The 20767-nt window shown below is 61.5% G+C and carries 26 protein-coding genes; all 26 read left to right on the top strand.

Annotation, left to right across the window (positions count from 1 at the left end):
* On the top strand, positions 1-207 hold the full coding sequence (locus tag ORL50_RS03445) for a phage head-tail joining protein (RefSeq protein WP_266009837.1): 207 nt from the start codon (positions 1-3) through the stop codon (positions 205-207).
* Positions 207-1688: a phage portal protein gene (locus ORL50_RS03440; RefSeq protein ID WP_266009836.1), complete on the top strand. Its 1482-nt coding sequence runs from the start codon at positions 207-209 to the stop codon at positions 1686-1688. The genes ORL50_RS03445 and ORL50_RS03440 overlap by 1 nt, the downstream gene beginning before the upstream one ends.
* On the top strand, positions 1685-2839 hold the full coding sequence (locus ORL50_RS03435) for a head maturation protease, ClpP-related (protein WP_266009835.1): 1155 nt from the start codon (positions 1685-1687) through the stop codon (positions 2837-2839). Before ORL50_RS03440 ends, ORL50_RS03435 begins: the two co-directional genes overlap by 4 nt.
* A complete protein-coding gene (locus tag ORL50_RS03430) occupies positions 2836-3180 on the top strand; it encodes a head decoration protein (protein WP_266009834.1) in 345 nt (114 codons plus the stop codon). The genes ORL50_RS03435 and ORL50_RS03430 overlap by 4 nt, the downstream gene beginning before the upstream one ends.
* A 62-nt stretch (positions 3181-3242) precedes the next feature.
* The gene (locus ORL50_RS03425) at positions 3243-4238 is read left to right on the top strand and encodes a major capsid protein (protein WP_266009833.1); all 996 of its coding nucleotides are present in this window, start codon (positions 3243-3245) and stop codon (positions 4236-4238) included.
* A 2-nt stretch (positions 4239-4240) separates the two neighbouring features.
* Positions 4241-4561, top strand: coding sequence for a head-tail joining protein (locus tag ORL50_RS03420; RefSeq protein WP_266009832.1), 321 nt, complete (start codon positions 4241-4243; stop codon positions 4559-4561).
* A complete protein-coding gene (locus tag ORL50_RS03415; protein ID WP_266009831.1) occupies positions 4558-5223 on the top strand; it encodes a hypothetical protein in 666 nt (221 codons plus the stop codon). The genes ORL50_RS03420 and ORL50_RS03415 overlap by 4 nt, the downstream gene beginning before the upstream one ends.
* Positions 5216-5746 carry a hypothetical protein gene (locus ORL50_RS03410; protein ID WP_266009830.1) on the top strand — a complete coding sequence of 177 codons (531 nt, stop codon included), beginning with the start codon at positions 5216-5218 and terminating at the stop codon, positions 5744-5746. The genes ORL50_RS03415 and ORL50_RS03410 overlap by 8 nt, the downstream gene beginning before the upstream one ends.
* Positions 5743-6336: a phage baseplate assembly protein V gene (locus ORL50_RS03405; RefSeq protein WP_266009829.1), complete on the top strand. Its 594-nt coding sequence runs from the start codon at positions 5743-5745 to the stop codon at positions 6334-6336. The genes ORL50_RS03410 and ORL50_RS03405 overlap by 4 nt, the downstream gene beginning before the upstream one ends.
* Before the next feature lie 55 nt (positions 6337-6391).
* Entirely contained in the window at positions 6392-6613 is a 222-nt protein-coding gene (locus tag ORL50_RS03400) for a hypothetical protein (protein ID WP_266009828.1), read from the top strand.
* Positions 6614-6618: 5 nt separating this feature from the next.
* Positions 6619-6945: a GPW/gp25 family protein gene (locus ORL50_RS03395; RefSeq protein ID WP_266009826.1), complete on the top strand. Its 327-nt coding sequence runs from the start codon at positions 6619-6621 to the stop codon at positions 6943-6945.
* Positions 6942-7784 (top strand): baseplate assembly protein, encoded by an 843-nt coding sequence (locus tag ORL50_RS03390; RefSeq protein ID WP_266009825.1) that lies wholly within the window; start codon positions 6942-6944, stop codon positions 7782-7784. Before ORL50_RS03395 ends, ORL50_RS03390 begins: the two co-directional genes overlap by 4 nt.
* Positions 7777-8868 carry a phage tail protein I gene (locus ORL50_RS03385; protein WP_266009824.1) on the top strand — a complete coding sequence of 364 codons (1092 nt, stop codon included), beginning with the start codon at positions 7777-7779 and terminating at the stop codon, positions 8866-8868. The genes ORL50_RS03390 and ORL50_RS03385 overlap by 8 nt, the downstream gene beginning before the upstream one ends.
* Positions 8865-9224 (top strand): hypothetical protein, encoded by a 360-nt coding sequence (locus ORL50_RS03380; protein ID WP_266009823.1) that lies wholly within the window; start codon positions 8865-8867, stop codon positions 9222-9224. Before ORL50_RS03385 ends, ORL50_RS03380 begins: the two co-directional genes overlap by 4 nt.
* 16 nt (positions 9225-9240) lie before the next feature.
* Positions 9241-10158: a hypothetical protein gene (locus ORL50_RS03375; RefSeq protein WP_266009821.1), complete on the top strand. Its 918-nt coding sequence runs from the start codon at positions 9241-9243 to the stop codon at positions 10156-10158.
* Between the two features lie 12 nt (positions 10159-10170).
* Positions 10171-10485: a hypothetical protein gene (locus ORL50_RS03370; RefSeq protein WP_266009820.1), complete on the top strand. Its 315-nt coding sequence runs from the start codon at positions 10171-10173 to the stop codon at positions 10483-10485.
* Positions 10486-10510: 25 nt separating this feature from the next.
* Entirely contained in the window at positions 10511-11623 is a 1113-nt protein-coding gene (locus tag ORL50_RS03365) for a hypothetical protein (RefSeq protein WP_266009819.1), read from the top strand.
* Positions 11624-11690: 67 nt separating this feature from the next.
* Complete coding sequence (locus ORL50_RS03360; RefSeq protein WP_266009818.1) at positions 11691-12854, top strand: phage tail sheath family protein; 1164 nt, start codon at positions 11691-11693, stop codon at positions 12852-12854.
* Positions 12855-12866: 12 nt separating this feature from the next.
* Complete coding sequence (locus ORL50_RS03355; protein ID WP_266009817.1) at positions 12867-13370, top strand: phage major tail tube protein; 504 nt, start codon at positions 12867-12869, stop codon at positions 13368-13370.
* Positions 13371-13382: 12 nt separating this feature from the next.
* The gene (locus tag ORL50_RS03350) at positions 13383-13682 is read left to right on the top strand and encodes a phage tail assembly protein (protein WP_266009816.1); all 300 of its coding nucleotides are present in this window, start codon (positions 13383-13385) and stop codon (positions 13680-13682) included.
* A 154-nt stretch (positions 13683-13836) separates the two neighbouring features.
* Positions 13837-17277, top strand: a complete 3441-nt coding sequence (locus ORL50_RS28950) for a phage tail tape measure protein (protein ID WP_323055218.1) — start codon at positions 13837-13839, stop codon at positions 17275-17277.
* Between the two features lie 11 nt (positions 17278-17288).
* Positions 17289-18134: a phage tail protein gene (locus ORL50_RS03340; protein ID WP_266009815.1), complete on the top strand. Its 846-nt coding sequence runs from the start codon at positions 17289-17291 to the stop codon at positions 18132-18134.
* Positions 18109-18315 carry a tail protein X gene (locus ORL50_RS03335; RefSeq protein ID WP_266009813.1) on the top strand — a complete coding sequence of 69 codons (207 nt, stop codon included), beginning with the start codon at positions 18109-18111 and terminating at the stop codon, positions 18313-18315. The genes ORL50_RS03340 and ORL50_RS03335 overlap by 26 nt, the downstream gene beginning before the upstream one ends.
* A 68-nt stretch (positions 18316-18383) precedes the next feature.
* Positions 18384-19427, top strand: a complete 1044-nt coding sequence (locus ORL50_RS03330; protein ID WP_266009811.1) for a phage late control D family protein — start codon at positions 18384-18386, stop codon at positions 19425-19427.
* 57 nt (positions 19428-19484) lie between these two features.
* A complete protein-coding gene (locus ORL50_RS03325; protein WP_266009809.1) occupies positions 19485-20144 on the top strand; it encodes a glycoside hydrolase family 19 protein in 660 nt (219 codons plus the stop codon).
* On the top strand, positions 20126-20671 hold the full coding sequence (locus tag ORL50_RS03320) for a lysis protein (protein WP_266009807.1): 546 nt from the start codon (positions 20126-20128) through the stop codon (positions 20669-20671). Before ORL50_RS03325 ends, ORL50_RS03320 begins: the two co-directional genes overlap by 19 nt.
* The last annotated feature ends 96 nt before the right edge of the window (positions 20672-20767 follow it).

The raw sequence follows: 20767 nt of genomic DNA, 5'->3' as shown, positions 1-20767 counted from the left end.
ATGTCCTTTACCCAGAAGCACCTCGACGCAGTTGAGACGGCCATCGCGCGCGGTGAAAAAGTCGTGCGTTACACCGACCGTACCGTCGAGTACCGCACCGTGGACGAGCTGCTCAAAGCGCGCGAAGAAATCCGTACCTCGCTGCTCAGCGCTGCCGGGCCACGGTCTCGCGTGGTTCGGCTATATCACGGAGGCAAGGGAATCTAATGGCTCGCCACTTTCCGACGCTCACCCGTAACGGATTCGTGTTGCCGTCGAACATCAAAGCCAGTTACGAAGGCGCCGGGGAGGGCCGTCGTTCGACTGGTTGGGATGCTCCTGACAACGGGATCAACAGCATCAACACGCCGGCATTGCGCAACCTGCGCTCTCGTTCCAGGGCAGCGGTTCGCAATGACCCGTATGCCTATAACGTGATCGACAAGCGTGTCAGCAACTTAATCGGTACCGGCATCACGCCAAGGCCAAAAACCGACGATGAAGCCCTGCGCAAATTGCTGCAGGAGCTGTGGGACGATTGGGTGGATGAATCGGACGCGGATGAACGCACTGATTTCAACGGCCAGCAGGCCCTGATCGCCCGCACGGTCGAAACCTCAGGCGAGTGCTTTGTCCGATTGCGGCCTCGGAACCTTAATGAAGGGCTGGCGGTGCCTCTGCAGATTCAAGCGTTGGCACCGGAGTTCGTCCCGCATGACAAGTTCGAGACGACCAAATCCGGGAATATCATCCGTGCCGGAATTGAGTTCACTCCAGGCGGGAAACGCGTTGCCTACTGGATGTACTTGTCCCACCCGCGCGATGCCTCATCGCTGAACGCTGCTTACAACCAGTTGGTCCGCGTACCTGCTTCGCAGGTGTTGCACATCTTTGAACCGGTCGAGCCGGGCCAACTGCGCGGCGTGCCGCGACTGTCGCCGGTTTTGAAACGCCTGCGCAGTCTCGACAACTACGATGACGCCGTGTTGTTTCGCCAGGAGGTCGCCAACCTGTTTGCCGGCTTCATTAGTCGGCCAGCGCCTGATTCCGGACCAGTGCCGCGCGATCCGGTCACCGGACAGCCGCTGAATCTAGACGGTGACGGCTTCACGCCGATGGTCGCACTGGAGCCCGGCACCATGCAGGAGCTGGGGCCTGGTGAAGAGGTCGAGTTCTCCAAGCCGCCGGATGCCGGCAACAACTATCCCGACTTTATGCGGCAACAACTGATGGCCGCCGCAGCGGGTACCGGGACGCCCTACGAAATCCTTACCGGAGACATGCGCGAAGTTAACGATCGGGCGCTACGAGTCGTGCTGAACGAATTTCGACGCCGGCTCGAGCAGCTGCAATTCACCGTCTATGTGCATCAGCTTTGCCGCCCCGTGCGCGCAGCTTGGATGGACATGGCGGTGCTGTCGGGTGTGCTGGTGTTGGAGGATTACGCGCAGCGTCGCCGCGAATACCTTCGCACCCGCTGGGTACCGCAAGGCTGGGCGTACATCCAGCCGGTGCAGGACGTTCAAGCTCGACGGATGGAAGTGCAGGCAGGCTTTTCCTCGCGCAGCGAAATGGTCTTGCGAACGGGATACGACGCCGAAACGGTCGACGCAGAAAACGCCGCTGATCTGGCCCGAGCCACGGCCCTTGGCCTCAATTACACCACTCTCGATGCATTCGTCCCCCTCGACGAAAAGGAGCAACCATGAGCAAAAAAGCGCGCCCGCGCGTTTACAACAAGGCCGGTCAGCGTGTGCAGGTGCAGGACAAAACCTGGTACGCGCTGCAGGCCAATGGCGAGGCTGCCGAGCGTGTCATCGAGGTATTTGTCTACGGGGAGATCGGCGCCTGGGGCATCACGGCCAACCAGTTCGTACAGGACTTGCGTGCGATGGACGACGGCATCTCGCCGGTGATCGCGGCGTTCAACAGCATTGGCGGTGACCTGTTTGACGGTCTGGCCATGCATAACGCGCTGTCGCGATTAGGTGCGCGGTGCACCGGTCGGATCGACGCGCTCGCGGCCAGTGCAGCCAGTGTGGCGGTGTGCGGCGCGCACCGGGTGGTCATTGCGTCCAACGCCATGTTGATGATTCACAACCCCTGGACCTATGCAGCCGGGGATGCGGAGGACTTTCGCAAAGTGGCTGACGTCCTCGATCAAACGATGGAGGCGATCATCGCTGCCTACAAGGCGAAGGCATCGGACATCGACGAAGCCGAGTTGCGCCGGCTGGTTGCCGCTGAAACCTGGCTGACGGCCAGCGAAGCGGTGGCCTTGGGCCTAGCTGATGAAGTCGGCGACGGTGTTTCCGTTAAGGCGTGCCTGGGACAAGGTGCCGTATTACAACGATACCAGCACGCACCTTCTGACCTGCTCGCTCAGCTCGACGAGCCTGATGAACCTGACCCGGATTTGGAGCCGAACGATCCGCCCCTCACGCCGCCCGTGGTCGACTCGGCAAAGCTCGCACTGATGATCACCCAAAGGTGCACCGAGGCGGGGATCAGTAATTTGATTGAGCCGCTGCTCAGCTCTACCCAGCTTGAAAGCGAAGCGATCGTTCAAGCCGGGCTGACCCGTGCAAAAGCCGTGAACGATCTTTGCGTGGCGGCGCGGTTGCCTGAGTTCAGCGTCGAATATGTCGCCGCTGGGTTGGATGTGGCGGCCGTTCGAGCACGTCTGTTCGACAAGATCGTCACCAGCGGCAAGGGCTTCGAAATCGACAACAGTTTGCCGCTGGACGATGACCCTGCTCCCAAAGTGCAGGCCAAACAAATTGATCAACCGTCCATCTGGTCCGCCCGTCAGGCCGCCCGGACAGGTAAATCCCAATCCGCTACAGGAGCAAGACGATGACCATTCAACGAGAGCCGATGCACGCAGGTGAATTCCTCCTGTCCGAAGCGGCCGGCAATATTTCCCGCGAAGCCATCAACGTCGCTGCCGGCGCCGCGCTTGAGCCTGGCCAGATTCTCGGCTTGATCAGCGCGAGCGGCGAGTTTGCTGCTTACAACCCAACCGCCGAGGACGGTAGCGAAAACGCGATCGCCATTCTTTATGGTCCGCTCGGCGAGTCGGATGTGGTCCGTCGTGGTCGTGCTGTGGTGCGCCTGGCCGAAGTCAGCGAAGCCCATCTCACCGGCCTCGATCCTGCAGCTGAAAAGGCGCTGGCGACCCACTTCTTGATCGTCCGCTAAGACGACATCCTTTACGACCCAACCCGCCCAGTGCGGGTTTTTTGTTTTCCGGAGATTGCTTCATGGCTGACATTGAAATTTTTAACGACGACGCGTTTTCGGTTTCTTCGCTGACTGCCGCCATCAACGAGCAAGAATACCTGCCTGGTCGCATCAGCAGCCTCGGCCTGTTTCAGGAAGAGGGCATCACCACCTTGACGGTGCAGATTGAAAAGGACGGCGACACCCTGGCATTGGTGCCGGCGGGTGAGCGGGGCACATCGGGTCTGGTGGTCAGCGGCACGAAGCGCAACCTGATTCCGTTCAACACCGTGCACCTGCCGCAACGCTTTGCGATCAAGGCCGATGAGATCCAGGGTATTCGAGCCTTCGGTACCCGTTCGGAACTGCAGGCGGTGCAGGATGTGGTCAATAAGCGTCTGGCGAAAGCGCGCCGGCAGCTGGATGCCACGCATGAATTCCAGCGGATGGGGGCGCTCAATGGTCAGATCCTTGATGCTGACGGTTCGACCGTGCTGCTGGACATCTACAAGACCTTCGGTGTGACCCGCAAGAAGATGTCCATGGGCCTCAACAGCGCCGACACCGAGTTGCGTGTGAAATGTGGCGAAGCGTTGGATTTGCAAGAAGACGCGCTCGGCAGTGTCACCAGCAGTGGCTCGCGAGCGCTGTGTGGTAAGAATTTCTGGAATAAATTGCTGGTTCATAAATCGGTCAAAGAAACCTATCTCAACAGCCAGCAAGCGGCGGCACTGCGGGGTGATGCCCGCGAGAGTTTCGAGTTTGGCGGCATTGTATGGGAGCGGTATCGCGGCAAAATCGCCGGCGTGACCTTTATCCATGATGACAAGGCGCTGCTGATTCCCGAGGGCGTCCCGGATCTATACATCTCGGTATTTGCCCCGGCCGACTATATGGAAACGGTCAACACGGAAGGCGTGCCGTACTACAGCAAGATCGAACCGCTGCCGTTCAACAAGGGCATGGCTGGTGAAGCGCAGTCTAACCCGCTGCACCTGTGCACCCGGCCACTCGCGCAAATCCTGCTGGAGCTGTAACCGTGGGCTTTCGCGATCTGGTCGCCGAGGTCGATGCGGTGGTGTTCGAAACGTTGGGCGACACCGCGCGAATCGAAGGCCGGGACGCGCCGGTTCTTGGCATGTTCGCGGCGCCTTGGCTGCAGCCGCAGTTTGGCAAACTCAACACCGGGTTGCGTGAGCCCCGGTTTGAGATTCGTGTCAGCGACTCGCTCGGGCTGGAACAAGGCCTATTGGTCAGTATCGACCTGCCTGCGCTGGACGGTGGCGGCGATTATGACCTGCTGCAGCTGGAGCCCAGCGGCGACGGTCTGGTGGCCCTGATCTTGAGGATGCGCGCATGAGTGTCGGTAGCTACTTCAAGCCCTCGGCCGGCGGCGGGATGATCTCCATCCAATCGTCGGTCGCAGACTTCAAGGCGTTTAATGATTTTGCCAAGGTAGTGCCCAAAGCAGCCGCCGCCGCACAGCGTCGAGCGATCAACAAAACCTTGGGTTGGCTGCGTACACACATTGCACGGGCGGTCAGTCGTCAGGAGCGAATTGCCGTCTCCGCAGTTCGACAGCGCTTGCGTAGCTACCCCGTCGCCGGTGGCGCGGCCAGCGGTAAATTGTGGTTTGGACTCAATGCCATTGAGTCCAGCCGCATCGGTCGAGCGCGGCAGACTGGCAACGGTGTGTCGGTAGCAGGACGGCGTTACCAGGGAGCTTTCCTCAAGCAGGTCTATGGGAACAAACCCGACATCTGGATCCGCACGGCGAGTCAGCATTTCAATGCGAACGACTATCCGGACAGCACCGTGTCGGCAGGACGGGGTGCCAGTTCGGGATGGGTCGCGGAAAACGGGAATCGCTTTCCGCTGGCCAAGGCCAAGGTGTCGCTCGAGCAGGCCAGGCCGCACTTCGATAATTGGGTTAAACGTGCTGATGCACGGTTACTCGAAATCCTGCAGCAAGAATTCAACTTCGAGCTGCAGAAGTACTTAAAGAGGACTGCGCATGGCTGACGAGCCTTTTAGCCTGGACCAGCTGTATCAGGCCATCGAGCAACATGTGTCACGTCATCTGCCAGGCATCCGGGCGGTGACGGCTTGGCCAAATATCAAGGATCGTATTGCGCTGCCGGCGGTGTTCATCGAGTTGGCTGACATGGAGCCGGGCCAGGATACCGGCAGCGGGGAGACGACGCTGATTTGCAGGTTCGAGGCGCGGGTCATTGTCGACCCCATTCTTCCTCGCCATTGCCAACAGGCTGTGCAACTTGCTTCCCAACTGGCCGTGTTGCTCCGGGCGCAGACGTGGGACGTACAGGTTGAGCCGGCAGAGTTTGTCCAGGCCATGCAAGATTGGACGAAGCCTGAATTGGACGGCTATGTGGTTTGGTTGGTTGAGTGGACGCACCAGCTTTACCTCGGTGTTGAGGAATGGCCTTGGCCCGACGAGCCCCCGGGTTCGCTGGTGTTCGGGTTCAGTCCAGACATCGGGCCGGGGCATGAGGCTGACTATGTCGCTCCGGAGGCGCTGGGATGAGTTACGCAACCGCCGAGCATGACCGCATGATCGCGGCCATGCTGATGCCCTGCGTAGTCGTCGGGGTGGATCTGGTTGCGCCGGCGGTGCGCGTCCAGTCCGGCGAATGGATTAGCGCCTGGGTGCGCTGGCATAGCCTGGCGGCTGGTGAAGCGCGGCATTGGCGGGCGCCGAGCATTGGGGAGCAGGGGGTTTTGTTTAACCCCAGCGGTGAGGCGGGTATGGGCACGTTTATTCCCGGGCTATACGGGGATGCCGGTGCGCCTCCGGACAACCGCAACCATGTCGAAGTGTGGCGCTTCCCGGATGGCGGCTCACTCGTCTACGACTGGAAAGCCAAGTCCTACACCATCACCTTGCCGACCGGGCGGGTGGTTACCAAAGTAGGCGCCACGGAATCGGTCACCACGGATAACGCCGTGACGGTTACGACCACCAACATCAAGTTGATTGCCGACGTAGAAATCACCGGTGCGTTACGCGTATCGAAAGATGTGCAGATTGCCGGGGCATTGAACGTGGCCAAGGACATCACCGGCGCCGCCAAGATCATGGACGCCGGCGGCAACTCGGCCAACCACAAACACTGATCGTATTTTTCTCACAACCCGCCGATTGCGGGTTTTTTTACGCCTGGAGATAACCGTGAACAAACCCAAAGACGAAGAAAACCCTAGACAGAATCCAGTGCCATTCAATGGGGTGAAGGTCTACCGCGACAAACTCTACACATCCCGCACCCTCATTCTTCCGAAAACCGGGCGAGCCTTGCCCGTCCTCAAAGGCCAACTCTCCGTGCCAGCATCCGATGCTGAAGCGCTGGCCTACCTGGACGCAAGCGCGGAACACGAACTGCTCAAGGAGTGATGTAGATGATCGGAATGGATCGCCACACCGGGCAACCCATTTCCGGCATCGCGCATCTGCGCCAGTCCATTGAGGACATCTTGACCACGCCGCTGGGCAGCCGCCGGATGCGTCCGGAGTACGGCAGCCATTTACGCCGCTATGTCGACTTGCCGGTGAACGGGGGTTGGAAAAGCACGGTACAGGCTGAAGTGGCTCGCGCGCTCGGCCGTTGGGAACCCCGCATAAAACTGGATCGGGTCAGCGTCGAATCCGTGTTGGATGGGCAAGTCGGCCTGGTGCTGCACGGTGAGTACCTGGGCAGCAAAGTAATACTGGAGGTGAAGGCATGAACGTCGATTTGTCGTTGTTGCCGGTGCCGGACCTGGTCGAGACGCTGGATTATGAGGATGAGTATCAAGGCATTCTCGGGCGCTTTCGGGTGGCCATGGGTGACCAGTGGTCGGCGGTGTTGGAGTCCGATCCGGTGGTCAAGTTGTTGGAGGAAGTGGCTTACGAGCGCATCACCATGCGCGCTAGGATCAACGATGCGGCCCGGTCGGTGCTGCTGGCCAGTTCCAGGGGGTCGGATTTGGATCATGTGCTGGCCTTGCTCGATGCCAAGCGCTTGGACGGTGAAGGCGACGATGATTATCGCGAGCGGGGCCGCCAGGCGCCGTATGGCTACAGCACGGCCGGGCCCTTGGCCGCCTATCGGTACCACGCGAAAAGCGCGAGCAGCGAGGTGCTGGACGCCTTTGTCGACCGGCCGGAGCCGGGGGTGGTACGCATCACCGTGCTATCGCGCAGTGGTGACGGGGTGGCGTCGCCGGCGCTGTTGGCCATCGTGCGGGCCGCGCTGTCTGCGGACGACGTCCGGCCGCTGAATGACGCGGTGTTGGTGGTGTCGGCCACGGTGGTGCGTTATGTCCTGAAAGCGCGCCTGTACGTGGCCAGTGGCGCAGCCCCTGAGCCGCTGTTGTTGGCCGCCAATGCAGCGGCCAAGGCGTACACCGCCAAGCAATTCGCCATTGGTGAGGCGGTCGAGCCTTCGGGTTTGTACGCGGCACTACACCAGCCCGGCGCGGCGCGGGCGGTGTTGCTAAGCCCGGCCGGCGGTATCCCCGCCAAGCTGCAACAGGCGGCGTTGTGCACCGGCATCGAGCTGGAAGTGGTGACCGACTATGTCTAGTCGATTGTTGCCGCTTAACAGCACGTTGCTGGAGCGTGCGGTGGCTGATGCCTTCGCGGTTGATCAGTTGCCGCTTGATCTGCGCACGCTGTGGAACGTGGACGAGTGCAGCGAGTTGTTTTTGCCGCACTTGGCCTGGTCGTTGTCGGTGGACTTTTGGGAGTTGGCCACCACCGACCAACAACGGCGCGATCTGATTCGCGGGGCGTTGGCCTGGCACCGCAAGCGGGGCACGCCTTGGGCGATCAAGCAGGCGCTGACGGCCATCGGTTACCCCGGCTGTGAGCTGATGGAGCATCGCCAGTTACAGCACGAATGGTTGGATGCCGGCGGTGAACTGCTCGATGGCAGCAACAAGCTGGACGGCCTGAGCAACTTGTCGGCGTTGGCCGGTAGCTTTCGCTTTGCGACAAACCACTGGGCAGAGTACGCGCTGCGCCTGAACATCGCCGAGGGTATTTCCACTTCGGACATGCTCAAGAAAATCGCGGTGGTGTGTGAAGCCTATGCGCCGGCTCGCTCGCGTCTTGCGGCGATCATCATGTTTGCGGCGGCTGAGTTTGAGGCGCAAGCCAAACTAACCGGCTTCAAGGCCCGCGGCCGCATGGTGCTCAAGGATTGCCGGCGCATCACGGTACCGAGCTTCGACACCCTGGACGGTTGCGACCTGCTCGGCGGTAAAACGCTGGCGGACCTGCTCGATGGCATCGGCACGCTGGACGGTTCCAGCAATCTGCTGCCGGAGCGCTACACCGGTGAGCCGCTGGATGGTGGCCAACTCGGCATCACCGGCCGGAGCCGGATCAAGTTGTGTGGCACCGCCCTGGGCGGCAACCGCCTGGAGCGGCCGGAAACCCTCGACAGCACTGACTTTCTGGATGGGGCTTACACCATCGCCGGCGAAACCCTTGATGGCTTCGGCGGGATCGAGAGCGGAAACCTCTACTACCCAACGCTGGCCGACACCGAGGACACCCTCGACGGCTCCAGCAACCTCGGCGAAGTGCAAGGCCCGGATCAGCTTTGGTTCAGCGGCCTGGTGCGCATTCGTCGCGGCTCAACCGTTACTCAGGAGGCTCTATGAGCACCACCGCAATCGCGGCCAGCAATGCCTACCGGCGCAAGGTCGCTTTGGCGGCCGCCAATGGCACGGCACTGCCGCGCATTTCGCACCTGGCCTTTGGCACCGGTAACCGTCCCTACGATCTGGAGGATACGGCGCTACAGGCCGAGTTCACCCGCATCGCGGCGGCGGTCACGGTCAGCGGGGTCACCGTGAAGGCGGTGGCCACCTTGCCCGGGGCGATCGTGGGGGTGCGGGTGCTGCGTGAAGTGGCGGCGCTGGCCGCTGACGGCACCTTGATTGGGCGTCGTGTGATCACCCCGAAAGAGTTCGAGCCGGAAACGGAAATGGACTTTGAACTGACCTTCCAATACTGACCCGGAGCCCGAACGCATGGCCAACCTTACTGGCAGCGCGACTTTCAAGGCGCTTTTGCGCAAGCTGGAAACCACTGACCCGAAACACCCGGATACTTGGAACCCCAATTATCAAACCCTGATCGACAACGACGTGTTTCTCAAGGCGTTCGCCGATGAGGTGAACACTGCCCGGGGCGGCAAAGCCAGCCTGGCCGATCGTTTGACCGGCATCGAGCAAACACAGGCGTCACTGTCGCCGGAATACATCGACGAGCTGACGGCGGCGGTGAAATACGCCTTGGATCAGGTCGGCGTGGCCAACCGCTCGGTGCAGGCGCTGAAGCAGCAACTACAGCAGGAAGGCGAGCTGCTGATTGAAAACCGGGGCGTGGTGTCCGGCTGTACGGTCACCAAGTCCACTACGGCGGCGCGCAACCTGAATCTGGACGCGGGTGTGTGTTTCGCCAAGGGGCGGGCCTTCTCGGTGCTCAGCGGCAACAACATGGCCTCGGTCCCGAGCAACATTTCCACCGGTAGCGCGAGCGTGGTGGTCTATCTGTACCTGTCGGCCAACGGCTGGAAAATGGCCGTCACGGCCATCGGTGAGACGGTGCCAGTCGGCGCGATCCGGCTGTACACCGTCACGATTCCACCGAACAGCACCGATGCCACCGATCCGACCCTGGCCAACATCACGTTGACCAGTCTGCGTCGCGTTGAGTTGGGGTTTCCGCAGTACCTGGACACGCCTGTCAGTCAGTTTGTGGCGATCAGCACGCTGTCGGCCAACGACTACCGGATCGACTTTGAAGTGGTTAGCGCCGAGGGCGCACCGTGTGAGCGCAAGTCGCTGAACGTCGCAAGCCGTGCCACCAACGGATTCACCCTTGAGCTGGCTTCTGCCGCCGACAACGTGCGGGTGCGCTACCGCGTCAGCAAACTCAACAACTAACGAGAGATTTCCATGCCTCAGATTAAATTGATGCAGCCAAGCCAGCCGGTGGCTGACTTCGGCGTTAGCGGTACGCAAATCACCGTTGCCGGCGTGATGGTCGACGCGAGCGAGCACGAATCCGATTCTGGCCAAGTCGTCGAGATTCGCCACAACGGTGCGACCGCTCAGGTTGGCGGGAATGGTGCTTATCTCGCGATCATCGAAGTACCGCCAGCGCAGTACAGCGAGGCCATTCACGGCGACGAAGGTGAGTTGATCACCCCAGCGCAACGTCTCCCGCTGGACCCGAACACCCTCGTTATCACCCTTTGGCCAACTGCCTAAGCGCGCAACTTAAGGAAGCTTTCACATGCCAACAATTTTCATCAAAGACGACCTGCGCGCGGCAGTAGAGGCAGCCAGTGGCGGCCGTCAAACCGTGCTGTATACCGCAAAAGGTCAGCCGAGCTATATGAACGTAATTCCCAAGTTCATGCTTGAAGACGTGGCCGAAGCGCCGGGTTCTTTGGGGGTGGGTGTACACCCAGCATTCATTGTCAACGGCATTGAAAAATCAGAATTCTTTTACGGTGCCTACCCGGGTGCCATTAAGAATGGCGAGTTGCTCAGCCTGCCCAACGTGAATCCGGCTCGCAGCAACAACTTCGACACCTTCAGTAATGCCGCGCGCGCTGCTGGCGCAGGTTGGCACCTCGGCACCAATGCCGAATGGGCGGCTCTGATGCTGTGGTGCAGCAAGAATGGCTTCGCTCCGCGCGGAAGCACCAACTACGGCCGAAGCTCGGACGCAACCTTTGAAACGGCTCGACGCGTGGATGGCGGCCCCCCAGGGACAACCACTACCGACCCTGCAACCCTGACGGGCTCCGGTCCGGCGAGCTGGCGGCACGATAATTCGGCCAATGGTATTTCCGATATGGTGGGCAATGTCTGGGAAATTCAGGCGGGAATGCGCCTGTTTGATGGTGAATTCCAGATTATTCCCAACAACGATGCGGTAACGGCCGATCTGTCTGCTGCCTCCGCTGCTTGGAAAGCAATTCGTCTAAGTGATGGTGCTTTGGTTGCGCCGGGCACCGCCGGTACCGCCAAATTGGATTCACCGATCGCGACCGTCGTTGGTAATGGCGGAACGCCAATTCTCAGTGCAGACATCATCAACCGTAACGGGACCATAGGTGATAACTCCCTGACCCTCGGCATTTTACAGGGCGTATTCAACACGATGACCGCCGCCGCAGGTGTCACTGCTCCGGCTTTGATGCTGGCTCTCGGTCTGTTCCGGCATAAGGATGTGGCTGACGGCGACATTATTCACGCGCGCAACTATGGTGAGCGCATGGCGTGGCGTGGCGGTAGCTGGACCGATGGTGCATTGGCTGGGGTTCGTGCGTTGTACCTGCGCGACACCCGCGCTTATGGCGCTACCAACTTCGGTGCCCGGCCTGCTTTCGTCCTGTAACGCTTGAACTGTTTCACCTCTCAGCCTCGCTTATGCGGGGCTTTTTCGTTTCTGGAGATTGACCTTTATGGCTGGTTTTTTTCACGGCGTTACTGTAACGAACGTCGACACCGGTTCGCGCCCGATCGCGCTGCCGTCGTCCTCGATCATTGGCCTGTGCGACACCTTTGAAGTGTTGCCGGCAGCGACCGCTCAGCCCAATGAGCTGCTGCTGATCACCCGCGAAAGCGAGGCGGTGGCGGCCTGGGGGCCCAACGCGGCGATCACCAAAGCGGCCAAGGCCATTTTTGCCCGTTCCAAGGCGGTGATTGTGGGTGTGGGTGTGGCCAAGGTGGCCGACGGCGCGCTGCTGACGTCGGCCATCATCGGCGGCGTTCAGGCCGACGGCAAACGGACCGGCATGCAAGCGCTGCTGGACGGCAAGAGCCGTTTCAACGCCCAGCCGCGACTGCTGATCGCACCGAAGCACACCGCCACCTCGGCGGTCGGTACCGCGCTGGTCAGCCTGGCCGAAAAGCTGCGCGCGGTCGCAATCATCGACGGCCCAAACACCACCGACGAGGCAGCGGTGCTGTACCGCAAAAGCTTCGGCAGCAAGCGCGCGTTTTTCGTTGATCCGGGGATCAAGTACTGGGACACCGGAACCAGCTTGACCGTCGATGCACCGGCCTCGGCCTGGGTCGCCGGCATGTTTGCCTGGACGGATGCCGAGTACGGTTTCTGGGCGTCGCCGTCGAACAAAGAGTTTGTGGGCATCACCGGTACCGGCCGCCCGATCGAATTCCTCGACGGCGACGAAACCTGCCGGGCGAACCTGCTCAACAACGCCGGGATCACCACCATCATTCGTGACGACGGGTTCCGCCTGTGGGGTAACCGCACCTGTTCCGCTGATCCGAAGTGGATGTTTGTCACCCGTGTGCGCACGCAAGACATGGTCATGGACGCGATCCTGTACGGCCACAAGTGGGCGGTCGATCGCTCGATCACCAAGACCTACATCAAGGACGTTACGGACGGCCTGACCAACTTCATGCGTGACCTGAAAAATCAGGGCGCCGTGATCAATTTCGAGGTGTACGCGGACGGCGAGTTGAACACCGCCAGTCAGCTGGAGCAGGGCAAGGTTTATTGGAACGTCCGCTTCACCGACGTACCGCCGGCCGAAAACCCGAATTTCCGCGTCGAGGTCACTAACCAGTGGCTGACCGAAGTACTTGAAACCGCCTAAGAGGGCCGCTCGATGATTCCTGAAGTACTGACTAACACCAACCTGTTTGTAGACGGCACCAGCTTCGCCGGCGACGTTCCGAGCTTCACCCCGCCCAAGGTGACGATCAAGACCGAAGAGTTTCGCGGCGGCGGTATGGCCGGCGCGATCGAAATGGACATGGGCGTCGAAAAGCTCGAGGCCTCGTTTGTCACCACCGGCGCGCGCCGTGAGTCGATGAAGTTTTTCGGCCTGGCTGATCAGACCGCTTGTAACGCGGTGTTCCGTGGCTCGTTCAAGGGCCAAAAGGGCAAGACCAAGGCGGTGATCGCGACCGTGCGCGGCATGCTCAAAGAGGTCGATCCGGGCGACTGGAAGGCCGGTGAGAAAGCCGAAATCAAACACGCCATGGCGCTGACTTACTACAAATTGGAAGTCGACGGCCGCCTGATCTATGAAATCGACATGGTCGGCGCCGTGCTGGTGATCGACGGCGTTGACCAACTGGCGTCCATGCGCCAAGACCTGGGCCTTTAAGGATTAACCAACATGTCTCAAGCAATCAAAGCTCTACCGAAGTGGATGGAAGTGACTGACGAGGGCGTTACCGTAACGCTCAAGTATCCGATCGACGTCACCGATGTCAAAACCGACAAGCTGTTTATGCGCGCCCCCTGCGTGCGTGACCTGCGCGCGGCCAACGCGGCCGCCAATGGCGACGACGACAAGCGTGAAATGGTGATGTTTGCCTCGCTGACACAGGTCGGTGAAAACGACCTGGTCGCGCTCAAACTGGTCGACCATGCGCGTCTGCAGGCCGGATATTTTCGCCTGGTCAGTGACGAATAACTTCATACCCACCGAAATGAAGGGTTTGGCCAAGCGCTTGGCGTCCGAGTTTAATTTCTCGGCCGCCGAGATCATGGCCATGCCGTTCTCCGAAATGGTCTGGTGGCTCACGGATTGAGCCGCCCTTGATCCTCCCGACGTATAGGGCACAGACATGGCGAATAAGTTAGCGCTCGGCCTGGTGATTGGCGGGGCGGTCAATGCCTCCTTGGGGGCGGCGTTCAAGGACGTCAAAAACAAGATTAAACAACTGGAGGCGGTGGGAGCCAATGCGCGTGTTTTGCAAAACACCATTGGCGACACCATGCGCCTGCGGGATGAATGGAAAAAGGCCCATGACTCCGGTGACAAGGGCGCGACCGGCCTGTTGCGTAAGCTGGAGGCGAACCTTTCCAGCCTGAAGAAACAGGGCGTTGAGGTTGGGCGGCTGGGCAAGGCCTATGAAGCGCTGGGCCGTACCGCGCGCAAGGCTGAGCTAAAAGCTCAGGGTCACAAGCAGATTGAAGAGGGTCGGGACGGGCTGAAAAGTACGCTCGGCCAGGCCACGGCCGGCGCCGCCGTAATGGCGATTCCGACCAAGGTCAGCGCGGATTATGGCGCGATCATTCGGGACATCTCGATCAAGGCGGGGATAGCCGGCACGCCGCAAGAAGCGCAGATGTCCAAGACGATCATCGAGACGTCCAGGGACTCGGGCATGGCCCGCAACCAAGTGGCCGAGGTGGTGAACTCGCTGGTCGGTGCCGGCATGGATCTGAGTAAGGCCCTGGACTATGCCCCGACGGCGGCTAAGTTCGTGATCGGTCAAGGCTCGGATGGCGGCGAAACGGCGAAGATGATCAACGCCTTGGGGCAGAACGCCAGGATCACCGACCCGGCCGTGATGCAAAAGGCCCTGGAGGCGATCGCCTTTCAAGGTCAGGCAGGCAGCTTTGAAGCGGCCGACATGGCGCGTTGGTTCCCTGAGCTGCTGGCAGGCATGGGCAAGTTGGGTATCACCGGGATGGACTCGGTGACGCAACTGGGCGCCATGCTGCAGGTGCAAATGAAAACCGCTGGTGGCTCCGATGAGGCGGCGAACAACCTCAAAAACTGGATGGAGAAAATCGGCTCCGGCGACACGGTTAAGGCGTATGCAGACGTAGGGATCGACTATCAGGGCTCGATGCAAACCGGTCTGCAGAACGGTATGTCGACGCTGGAATCCAGCTTTGCCCTGGCGCAAAAGTACATCGCCGCGACCGATCCGAAGAAAGCTGCCGCCATGGCCGAAGCCACGGCGAAAATCGGTAAGGAGACGGACCCGGAAAAAGCCAAGGCCATGATGGTGTCCCTGGAGCAAGCGTTGCGCACCGGTGATCTGTTTGCGGACATGCAGGTCAAGGGCGCCTTGACCGCGTACATGCAGAACAAGGATCTGTACGACAAGCTAAAAAAGGAGTCGGCCAGCGCGACCGGGATTCTGGATAAGAACCTGGAAGAACGCCGGCAAACGTCGGCGCAGAAGTGGGCCGAAATGGCCCAGGGCATGGACGACTCAATGCGTGCCGTGGGGGACGCTTTGCGGCCCGTGACCGATGCCGTGGCGGATGGCTTGGCCTCGGTTGGCCGGGGGCTTAGCTCGGTGTCCGATGAGTCGCCGCGACTGGTCCAGGCGGTGGCCACGGTAGCCGCGGGCTTTATTACGGTGCGCACCGTGGTCAACGGGGTGAAGATCGGCAAAGGCCTGATGAACCTCGGGCGCGGTTCGCTGATGGGTAACCCCAACATCCCGCAAAAAGTGATCGTGACCAACTTGCCGGCCGGTGGGAGCGGGCTGGATGCCGGCGGCGCAGACAGCGGCGGCAAGGACAAGAAGGGCGGCAAAGGCGGGCGGGTTCGTCGTGGTCGGCCGCTGGGTGATGGCGTCAAAGGTCCAGCCATTTTGGCCGCGATAGATGCCGGGTTTAAGGCCAAAGACACCTACGACAACGCCACAACCAAAGATGAAAAGGCCGAGGGCTACGGCGAGGCGGTGGGTGGTTTCGCGGGCACGATCGCCGGCGCTGCAGCGGGTGCGGCCATTGGCTCGGTGGTGCCGGTGATCGGCACCGTGGTCGGTGGCCTGGTCGGTGCGGCCCTGGGCAATATGGGCGGTGACGCGCTGGGCAGTGTGTTGGGCAAAGCGATGTTTGGCGGTGATGAGCCGTCGACCTCGATGCCGACCGCCGGGCCGTTGATGATGGCCGATGCCGGTCAGAATATCGCGCCGGTATTGGGCGACATTGCTGGATCATTCAAGCCGCCGGCGGCGCCGTTAATGTTGGCCTTGCCGGCACCTACCGCGCCGGCTGATGGTGAACGTCCGGCGAATGTGGTGGTGCGTCCGGATCTGCCCCGGGTTGAGCGTCAAGGTTCGGCGCCGGTGCCTTCGGTGGTGGTCAATGCCCCAGCCGCTGCGCCGACGGTGGAGCGCTCGCCATCGGTGCCGGGAGTGCCGGCACCGGCGCCGCTGATGTTGCTCAATCCGCCGGCGGCGCCTGCGCCTTCGGTAGAGTCTGCCCAGCCGTTGCCTAATACACCGGCACCGTCGGTGGGGGTCAATGCCCCGGCCGCGTCTGTTCCGGCGGTGGAGCGTTCGCAGCCGGCACCGCGTGTGCCAGCACCGGCGCCGCTGACGTTGCTCAATCCGCCAGCGGCGCCTGCGCCTTCGGGCGAGCGTGCGCAGGCAGTGCCCAACACGCCGGCACCGTCGGTGGTGGTCAATACCCCGGCAGCCCCTGCGCCGTTGGTGGAGCGTTCGCAGTCGGCTCCACGCGTGCCAGCACCGGCGCCGTTGACGTTGCTCGGTCCGCCGGCGGCGTCTGCACCTTCGGTAGAGCGTGCGCAGCCAGTGCCCAACACGCCGGCACCGTCAGTGGTGGTCAATGCCCCGGCAGCCCCTGCGCCGTTGGTGGAGCGTGCGCAGCCTGCCCCGCGCGTGCCAGCCCCGGCGCCGCTGACGTTGCTCAATCCGCCGGCGGCGCCTGCGCCTTCGGTAGAGCGTGCGCAGCCGGTTCCCAACACACCGGCGCCGTCGATTGTGGTCAATGCCCCGGCCGCTACTGCGCCATTGGTGGAACGTCCGCAACCGGCACCGCGCGTGCCGTCACCGGCGCCGGTGATGTTGAACAGCTCGCCGGCGGCCAGAGCGGCCCGTCCGGAGGCGCCGGGACCGGTGTCGCTGAGTGTGAAAGTGTCTAGCCCCCCACCGGCAGAACTGCCAGCTGGAGCTGTGGCGCCTTCCAGTGCACCAACGGCATTCGATCCGTCCAAAGCCATGTTGCCGGAAGCCGAAAGCCGTCCGGGGGATGTGGTGCGCTCTATGGCGGTACCGAAAACGCCCAAGGCCGCGCAGGCCGCCGCGCCGTTCCTGGCGGCGGTTGCACAAAAGGCGGCGCCGGTGAAGGTCGAGCAAAAAATCGAGATCAGTGCACCGCTGACACTGACGGTTCAGGGCGATGTGAAAGACCCGGCTCAATTGGTCCGTGAGTTGCGTCCGCTCTTGGAACAGCAGATGCGCGAAATCACTCAGCAGTTGTCTAGCCGCACGTTGTATGACGCAGCACACGTTTAACAGGAGGGGGTATGCCCTACATGGAGCAACTGGAGGCCGGGTTGAAACACCTCGCCTCTGCCGGTGAGGCGGGACGGCGCAGCCTGGATGGGATGATGGGCCCGGTGAATGGCGCCATAGGCGAAATCAGCGGCGCTGCGTCGGAGCTGGAAGGACTGCCGATCATTGGCCCGGCGATCGGCGCAAAGCTGCAACGCGTCCTGCGCGGGGTGAATGCGGCGCAGTCGAAAGTCGGCCAGGTGGTGGCCACCTACGGCAAGGCCACCCGGGCGGTGTCACAAATTGACGAGCGCCTGGGCGTTCTCAAGGATCAGGCCGGGCGGGCGATGACGGCGGCGAACAAGATCGCCGGCAAAATCAGCCCGGCGCTGGGCAACGTGATTCCCACGGGCGCCTTTGGTGGCATCAGCACGCCGGCGCCGGAGGCTGTGAAGCCGTTCCCGCATCTGCTGATCATCCAGCCGCTCGACCCCAAGGAGCAGCCGTATTTCTTCAATCTGGACACGGCCGCTTTCGACGAGCTGCGGCGATCGACGGAATTCCGTTGGGCGGCCCAAGAGCGCTTGTCGCGTCGACCGGCGCAACAAGCGGTCGGTATGGGGGACGAAAAGATCACGCTCAAGGGCGCGATCTTTCCGAGCTTCAAGGGCGGCATCAAGCAGCTCGACACACTGCGCCGGATCGGCGGGCAACTGAAACCGCTGGGCCTGACCACTGGTTATGGCCACGTCCTGGGCAACTGGTGCCTGAAAAGCATTGAGGAAGAACAAAGCGCGCTGCTCCAGGGCGGTATTCCACGCAAACAGGCTTTTACCTTGGAGTTTGTCCGCTATGGCGACGACCTGCAGAACGTCTGACGGGGATCTGTTGGACACCATTTGCCATAACTTCTATGGCCACCTCAGTCGCAGCGTCGAGCTGGTGTTGGATGCCAATCCGGAGCTGGCCGGCGAGCCGCAACCGTTTCGCGCTGGCCTGCTGATCGTGCTGCCGGATATGCCGGTGGCGACTGAGGAAGTCGTGATGTTGTGGGACTGACCCCGCGTTACGCGTAACGACCCACCGACCTAGCCCGCCTTGTGCGGGTTTTCTTTTGGAAAAAATCCATGACTCCCACCTTTCGCATCGTCGCTGATGGGGCCGACATTACGGCGCTGATCAACGATCGGCTGTTGTTGCTGCGCACCTCCGATAAACCCGGGATGGAGTCCGACGAGTTTGAGTTGCGCATCGACGATCGGGATAGCGCCGTGGCGTTGCCTGCCCGGGGTGCCGGCATCGAGATATTTTTGGGTTATGCCGGCGCGGACTTGGCCCGACTCGGCCGCTACGTGGTCGACGAGGTGGAAGTCTCCGGCCCGCCGGATACGATCGTGATCCGAGGCAAGGCCAGCGACATGCGCGGCAGCGGCAAGACCACGCGCAGCGGGAGCTGGGATAACGTCCCGCTGTCGGCGATCGTGGCCGACGTGGCCAAGCGCAATGGCTGGGCGCCGGAGTGCAACGTGGCCACCAAAGTGCCCCGGGCGGACCAGCTCAGCGAGTCGGATTTTAATTTCATTACGCGCCTGGCCAAGCTGCACGACTGCACCGCCAAAGTCGGCGACGGCAAACTGTTGGTCATGCCCCGGCAAGGCGGTGAAAGCGCGAGCGGCAAGCCCCTGGGCACCCTCACGCTGACGCGCCGGGATGTCAGCCGCTGGCAGTTCCGCCTGGGCGATCGCAACACGCACAAGGCCGTGGCAACCAAGCATCAGGACAAGAAGACCGGCAAGGTGTCGGTGGTCACCCTGGATAACGACGATTCACCGGCCGGTCTGCCAGCCGTGCACACCGATAGGCACATTCACCCCAACAAGACAGCCGCCGAGGCCGCCGCCAAAGCGCGCCTGGCGGCGTTCAACCGTTCGACTGCAGGCGTGCGCCTAGAAATGGTCGGGCGCACGGATCTGTTTGCCGAAGTCACGATCAACGCCCAAGGCTTCAAGGTCGGTCTCGATGGCGAGTATCTGGTGGATTCAGTGGAACAGGTATTCACCCAGTCGGGCTGGACCACCACCGTCGAGTGCAACGGCGGCAAGAAAGGCAAAGCCACGGCGAAGGCCAAGAAGAAAGAGGCCAAGCCGGTCAAAGTCGTCAACCTGCAATAGCGCCGCCCTGGCGCGTCCCCTGCCGCCTTGAGCGGTTTTTTTATGCCTGGAGTTTGTATGCCTCTCACTCTGCAGCAGTTGCTGCGAATCCTCCCCAACGCCCGCCCAGTCGCGGGCGTTTTTGTGCCTGCCCTAAATCGCGCCATGGCGCGTTTCGACATTGGATCACCAGTGCGCCAAGCGGCTTTTCTTGCTCAGGTCGGGCATGAGTCCATGCAACTGACCAAGCTGTCGGAAAGCCTCTATTACAAGGACGCTGAGCGGGTCGCCCAGTTGTTCAAGTATGGCTTTGACCTCAACCACAACGGGCGCGTCGATCCGGCCGAAGTGGCTTTCGCCCAGGGTTACCTGCGCAACTCGGAAAAGATGGCCAACCGCGTGTATGGCGGTCGTTACGGTAACGGGCCTGAGGCCACCGGTGATGGTTACAAATACCGGGGCCGGGGTTTGCTCGGCATTACCTTCCATGACAACTACCGGTTGTGCGGCAAGGCTTTGGGCCTGCCATTGCTGGAGCAGCCCGAGCTGCTGGAACAAGCCGAATTCGCCGCGTTGTCGGCGGCCTGGTTCTGGTGGGATCGCGGTTTGAACGAGCTGGCCGACGCTGGCCAGTTCGATCGCATCTCGCAAGTGATTAACGGCGGCGGCAACGGTGCCGCCGAGCGGCGTGAGCTGTGGAAGGTCGCCAAGGAGGCTCTATGTCTGTCCTTGATTTGATTCCGCCGGCGCTGCGTCCCTGTGCGATCGCCCTGGTGCTGATGGTGATTGCCGGTGCCGCTGCGGGTTGCGCGTGGGTGGTTCAAGACTGGCGCTATGGCCAGGAGCTGGAGGCACGGGCGCGCACTGCCGCCGAACAAGCCACCGCTCGCGTCGACGCGGTGCTGGCCACTCTGACGACCGAACAAACCAAGCGCCTTGCTCTTGAGGGGCGCTTGAAAACTAACGATGAAACCCATTATGGAAAACTCTCTGATGCGCAGAAAGCTCAGCAGCTCCTGGTTAGTAGCCTTGCTACTGCCAATCTCAGGTTGTCAGTCCTACTCAGCACCGGTCCCTTCGGTCCAGGCGGTGGCGGCCTGTCAGCCGTTGCCGGCACCGGCGGCGTGGTTCATGGAGGCACAAGAGCCGAACTTGACCCAGCGCATGCTCAACGAATTGTCGGCATCACCGGCGACGGTGACCGAGGATTGATTGCGCTGGCGGCCTGTCAGGCCTACGCCAAAGAAGTCTCGACACCGAAGTGAAAAAGAGCGGCCGGAGTGGATGCGTCAACATCCAGCCCAGCCGCCGTCCCTGCAGAACATCCCTGCAAGTCCAGCCAAGGCTCTCGCTCCGTGCAC

This window comes from Pseudomonas sp. RIT-562 (assembly GCF_026241895.1).
Taxonomy (GTDB): domain Bacteria; phylum Pseudomonadota; class Gammaproteobacteria; order Pseudomonadales; family Pseudomonadaceae; genus Aquipseudomonas; species Aquipseudomonas mandelii_F.
The sequence above is the reverse complement of the archived record's forward strand: the minus strand, read 5'-3'. Positions and strand labels throughout refer to the sequence as shown.

Coding starts and splice junctions, on each gene's coding strand:
- ORL50_RS03445 (WP_266009837.1), top strand. CDS start 1: ATGTCCTTTACCCAGAAGCACCTCGACGCAGTTGAGACGGCCATCGCG.
- ORL50_RS03440 (WP_266009836.1), top strand. CDS start 207: ATGGCTCGCCACTTTCCGACGCTCACCCGTAACGGATTCGTGTTGCCG.
- ORL50_RS03435 (WP_266009835.1), top strand. CDS start 1,685: ATGAGCAAAAAAGCGCGCCCGCGCGTTTACAACAAGGCCGGTCAGCGT.
- ORL50_RS03430 (WP_266009834.1), top strand. CDS start 2,836: ATGACCATTCAACGAGAGCCGATGCACGCAGGTGAATTCCTCCTGTCC.
- ORL50_RS03425 (WP_266009833.1), top strand. CDS start 3,243: ATGGCTGACATTGAAATTTTTAACGACGACGCGTTTTCGGTTTCTTCG.
- ORL50_RS03415 (WP_266009831.1), top strand. CDS start 4,558: ATGAGTGTCGGTAGCTACTTCAAGCCCTCGGCCGGCGGCGGGATGATC.
- ORL50_RS03410 (WP_266009830.1), top strand. CDS start 5,216: ATGGCTGACGAGCCTTTTAGCCTGGACCAGCTGTATCAGGCCATCGAG.
- ORL50_RS03405 (WP_266009829.1), top strand. CDS start 5,743: ATGAGTTACGCAACCGCCGAGCATGACCGCATGATCGCGGCCATGCTG.
- ORL50_RS03395 (WP_266009826.1), top strand. CDS start 6,619: ATGATCGGAATGGATCGCCACACCGGGCAACCCATTTCCGGCATCGCG.
- ORL50_RS03390 (WP_266009825.1), top strand. CDS start 6,942: ATGAACGTCGATTTGTCGTTGTTGCCGGTGCCGGACCTGGTCGAGACG.
- ORL50_RS03385 (WP_266009824.1), top strand. CDS start 7,777: ATGTCTAGTCGATTGTTGCCGCTTAACAGCACGTTGCTGGAGCGTGCG.
- ORL50_RS03380 (WP_266009823.1), top strand. CDS start 8,865: ATGAGCACCACCGCAATCGCGGCCAGCAATGCCTACCGGCGCAAGGTC.
- ORL50_RS03375 (WP_266009821.1), top strand. CDS start 9,241: ATGGCCAACCTTACTGGCAGCGCGACTTTCAAGGCGCTTTTGCGCAAG.
- ORL50_RS03370 (WP_266009820.1), top strand. CDS start 10,171: ATGCCTCAGATTAAATTGATGCAGCCAAGCCAGCCGGTGGCTGACTTC.
- ORL50_RS03365 (WP_266009819.1), top strand. CDS start 10,511: ATGCCAACAATTTTCATCAAAGACGACCTGCGCGCGGCAGTAGAGGCA.
- ORL50_RS03360 (WP_266009818.1), top strand. CDS start 11,691: ATGGCTGGTTTTTTTCACGGCGTTACTGTAACGAACGTCGACACCGGT.
- ORL50_RS03355 (WP_266009817.1), top strand. CDS start 12,867: ATGATTCCTGAAGTACTGACTAACACCAACCTGTTTGTAGACGGCACC.
- ORL50_RS03350 (WP_266009816.1), top strand. CDS start 13,383: ATGTCTCAAGCAATCAAAGCTCTACCGAAGTGGATGGAAGTGACTGAC.
- ORL50_RS28950 (WP_323055218.1), top strand. CDS start 13,837: ATGGCGAATAAGTTAGCGCTCGGCCTGGTGATTGGCGGGGCGGTCAAT.
- ORL50_RS03340 (WP_266009815.1), top strand. CDS start 17,289: ATGCCCTACATGGAGCAACTGGAGGCCGGGTTGAAACACCTCGCCTCT.
- ORL50_RS03335 (WP_266009813.1), top strand. CDS start 18,109: ATGGCGACGACCTGCAGAACGTCTGACGGGGATCTGTTGGACACCATT.
- ORL50_RS03330 (WP_266009811.1), top strand. CDS start 18,384: ATGACTCCCACCTTTCGCATCGTCGCTGATGGGGCCGACATTACGGCG.
- ORL50_RS03325 (WP_266009809.1), top strand. CDS start 19,485: ATGCCTCTCACTCTGCAGCAGTTGCTGCGAATCCTCCCCAACGCCCGC.
- ORL50_RS03320 (WP_266009807.1), top strand. CDS start 20,126: ATGTCTGTCCTTGATTTGATTCCGCCGGCGCTGCGTCCCTGTGCGATC.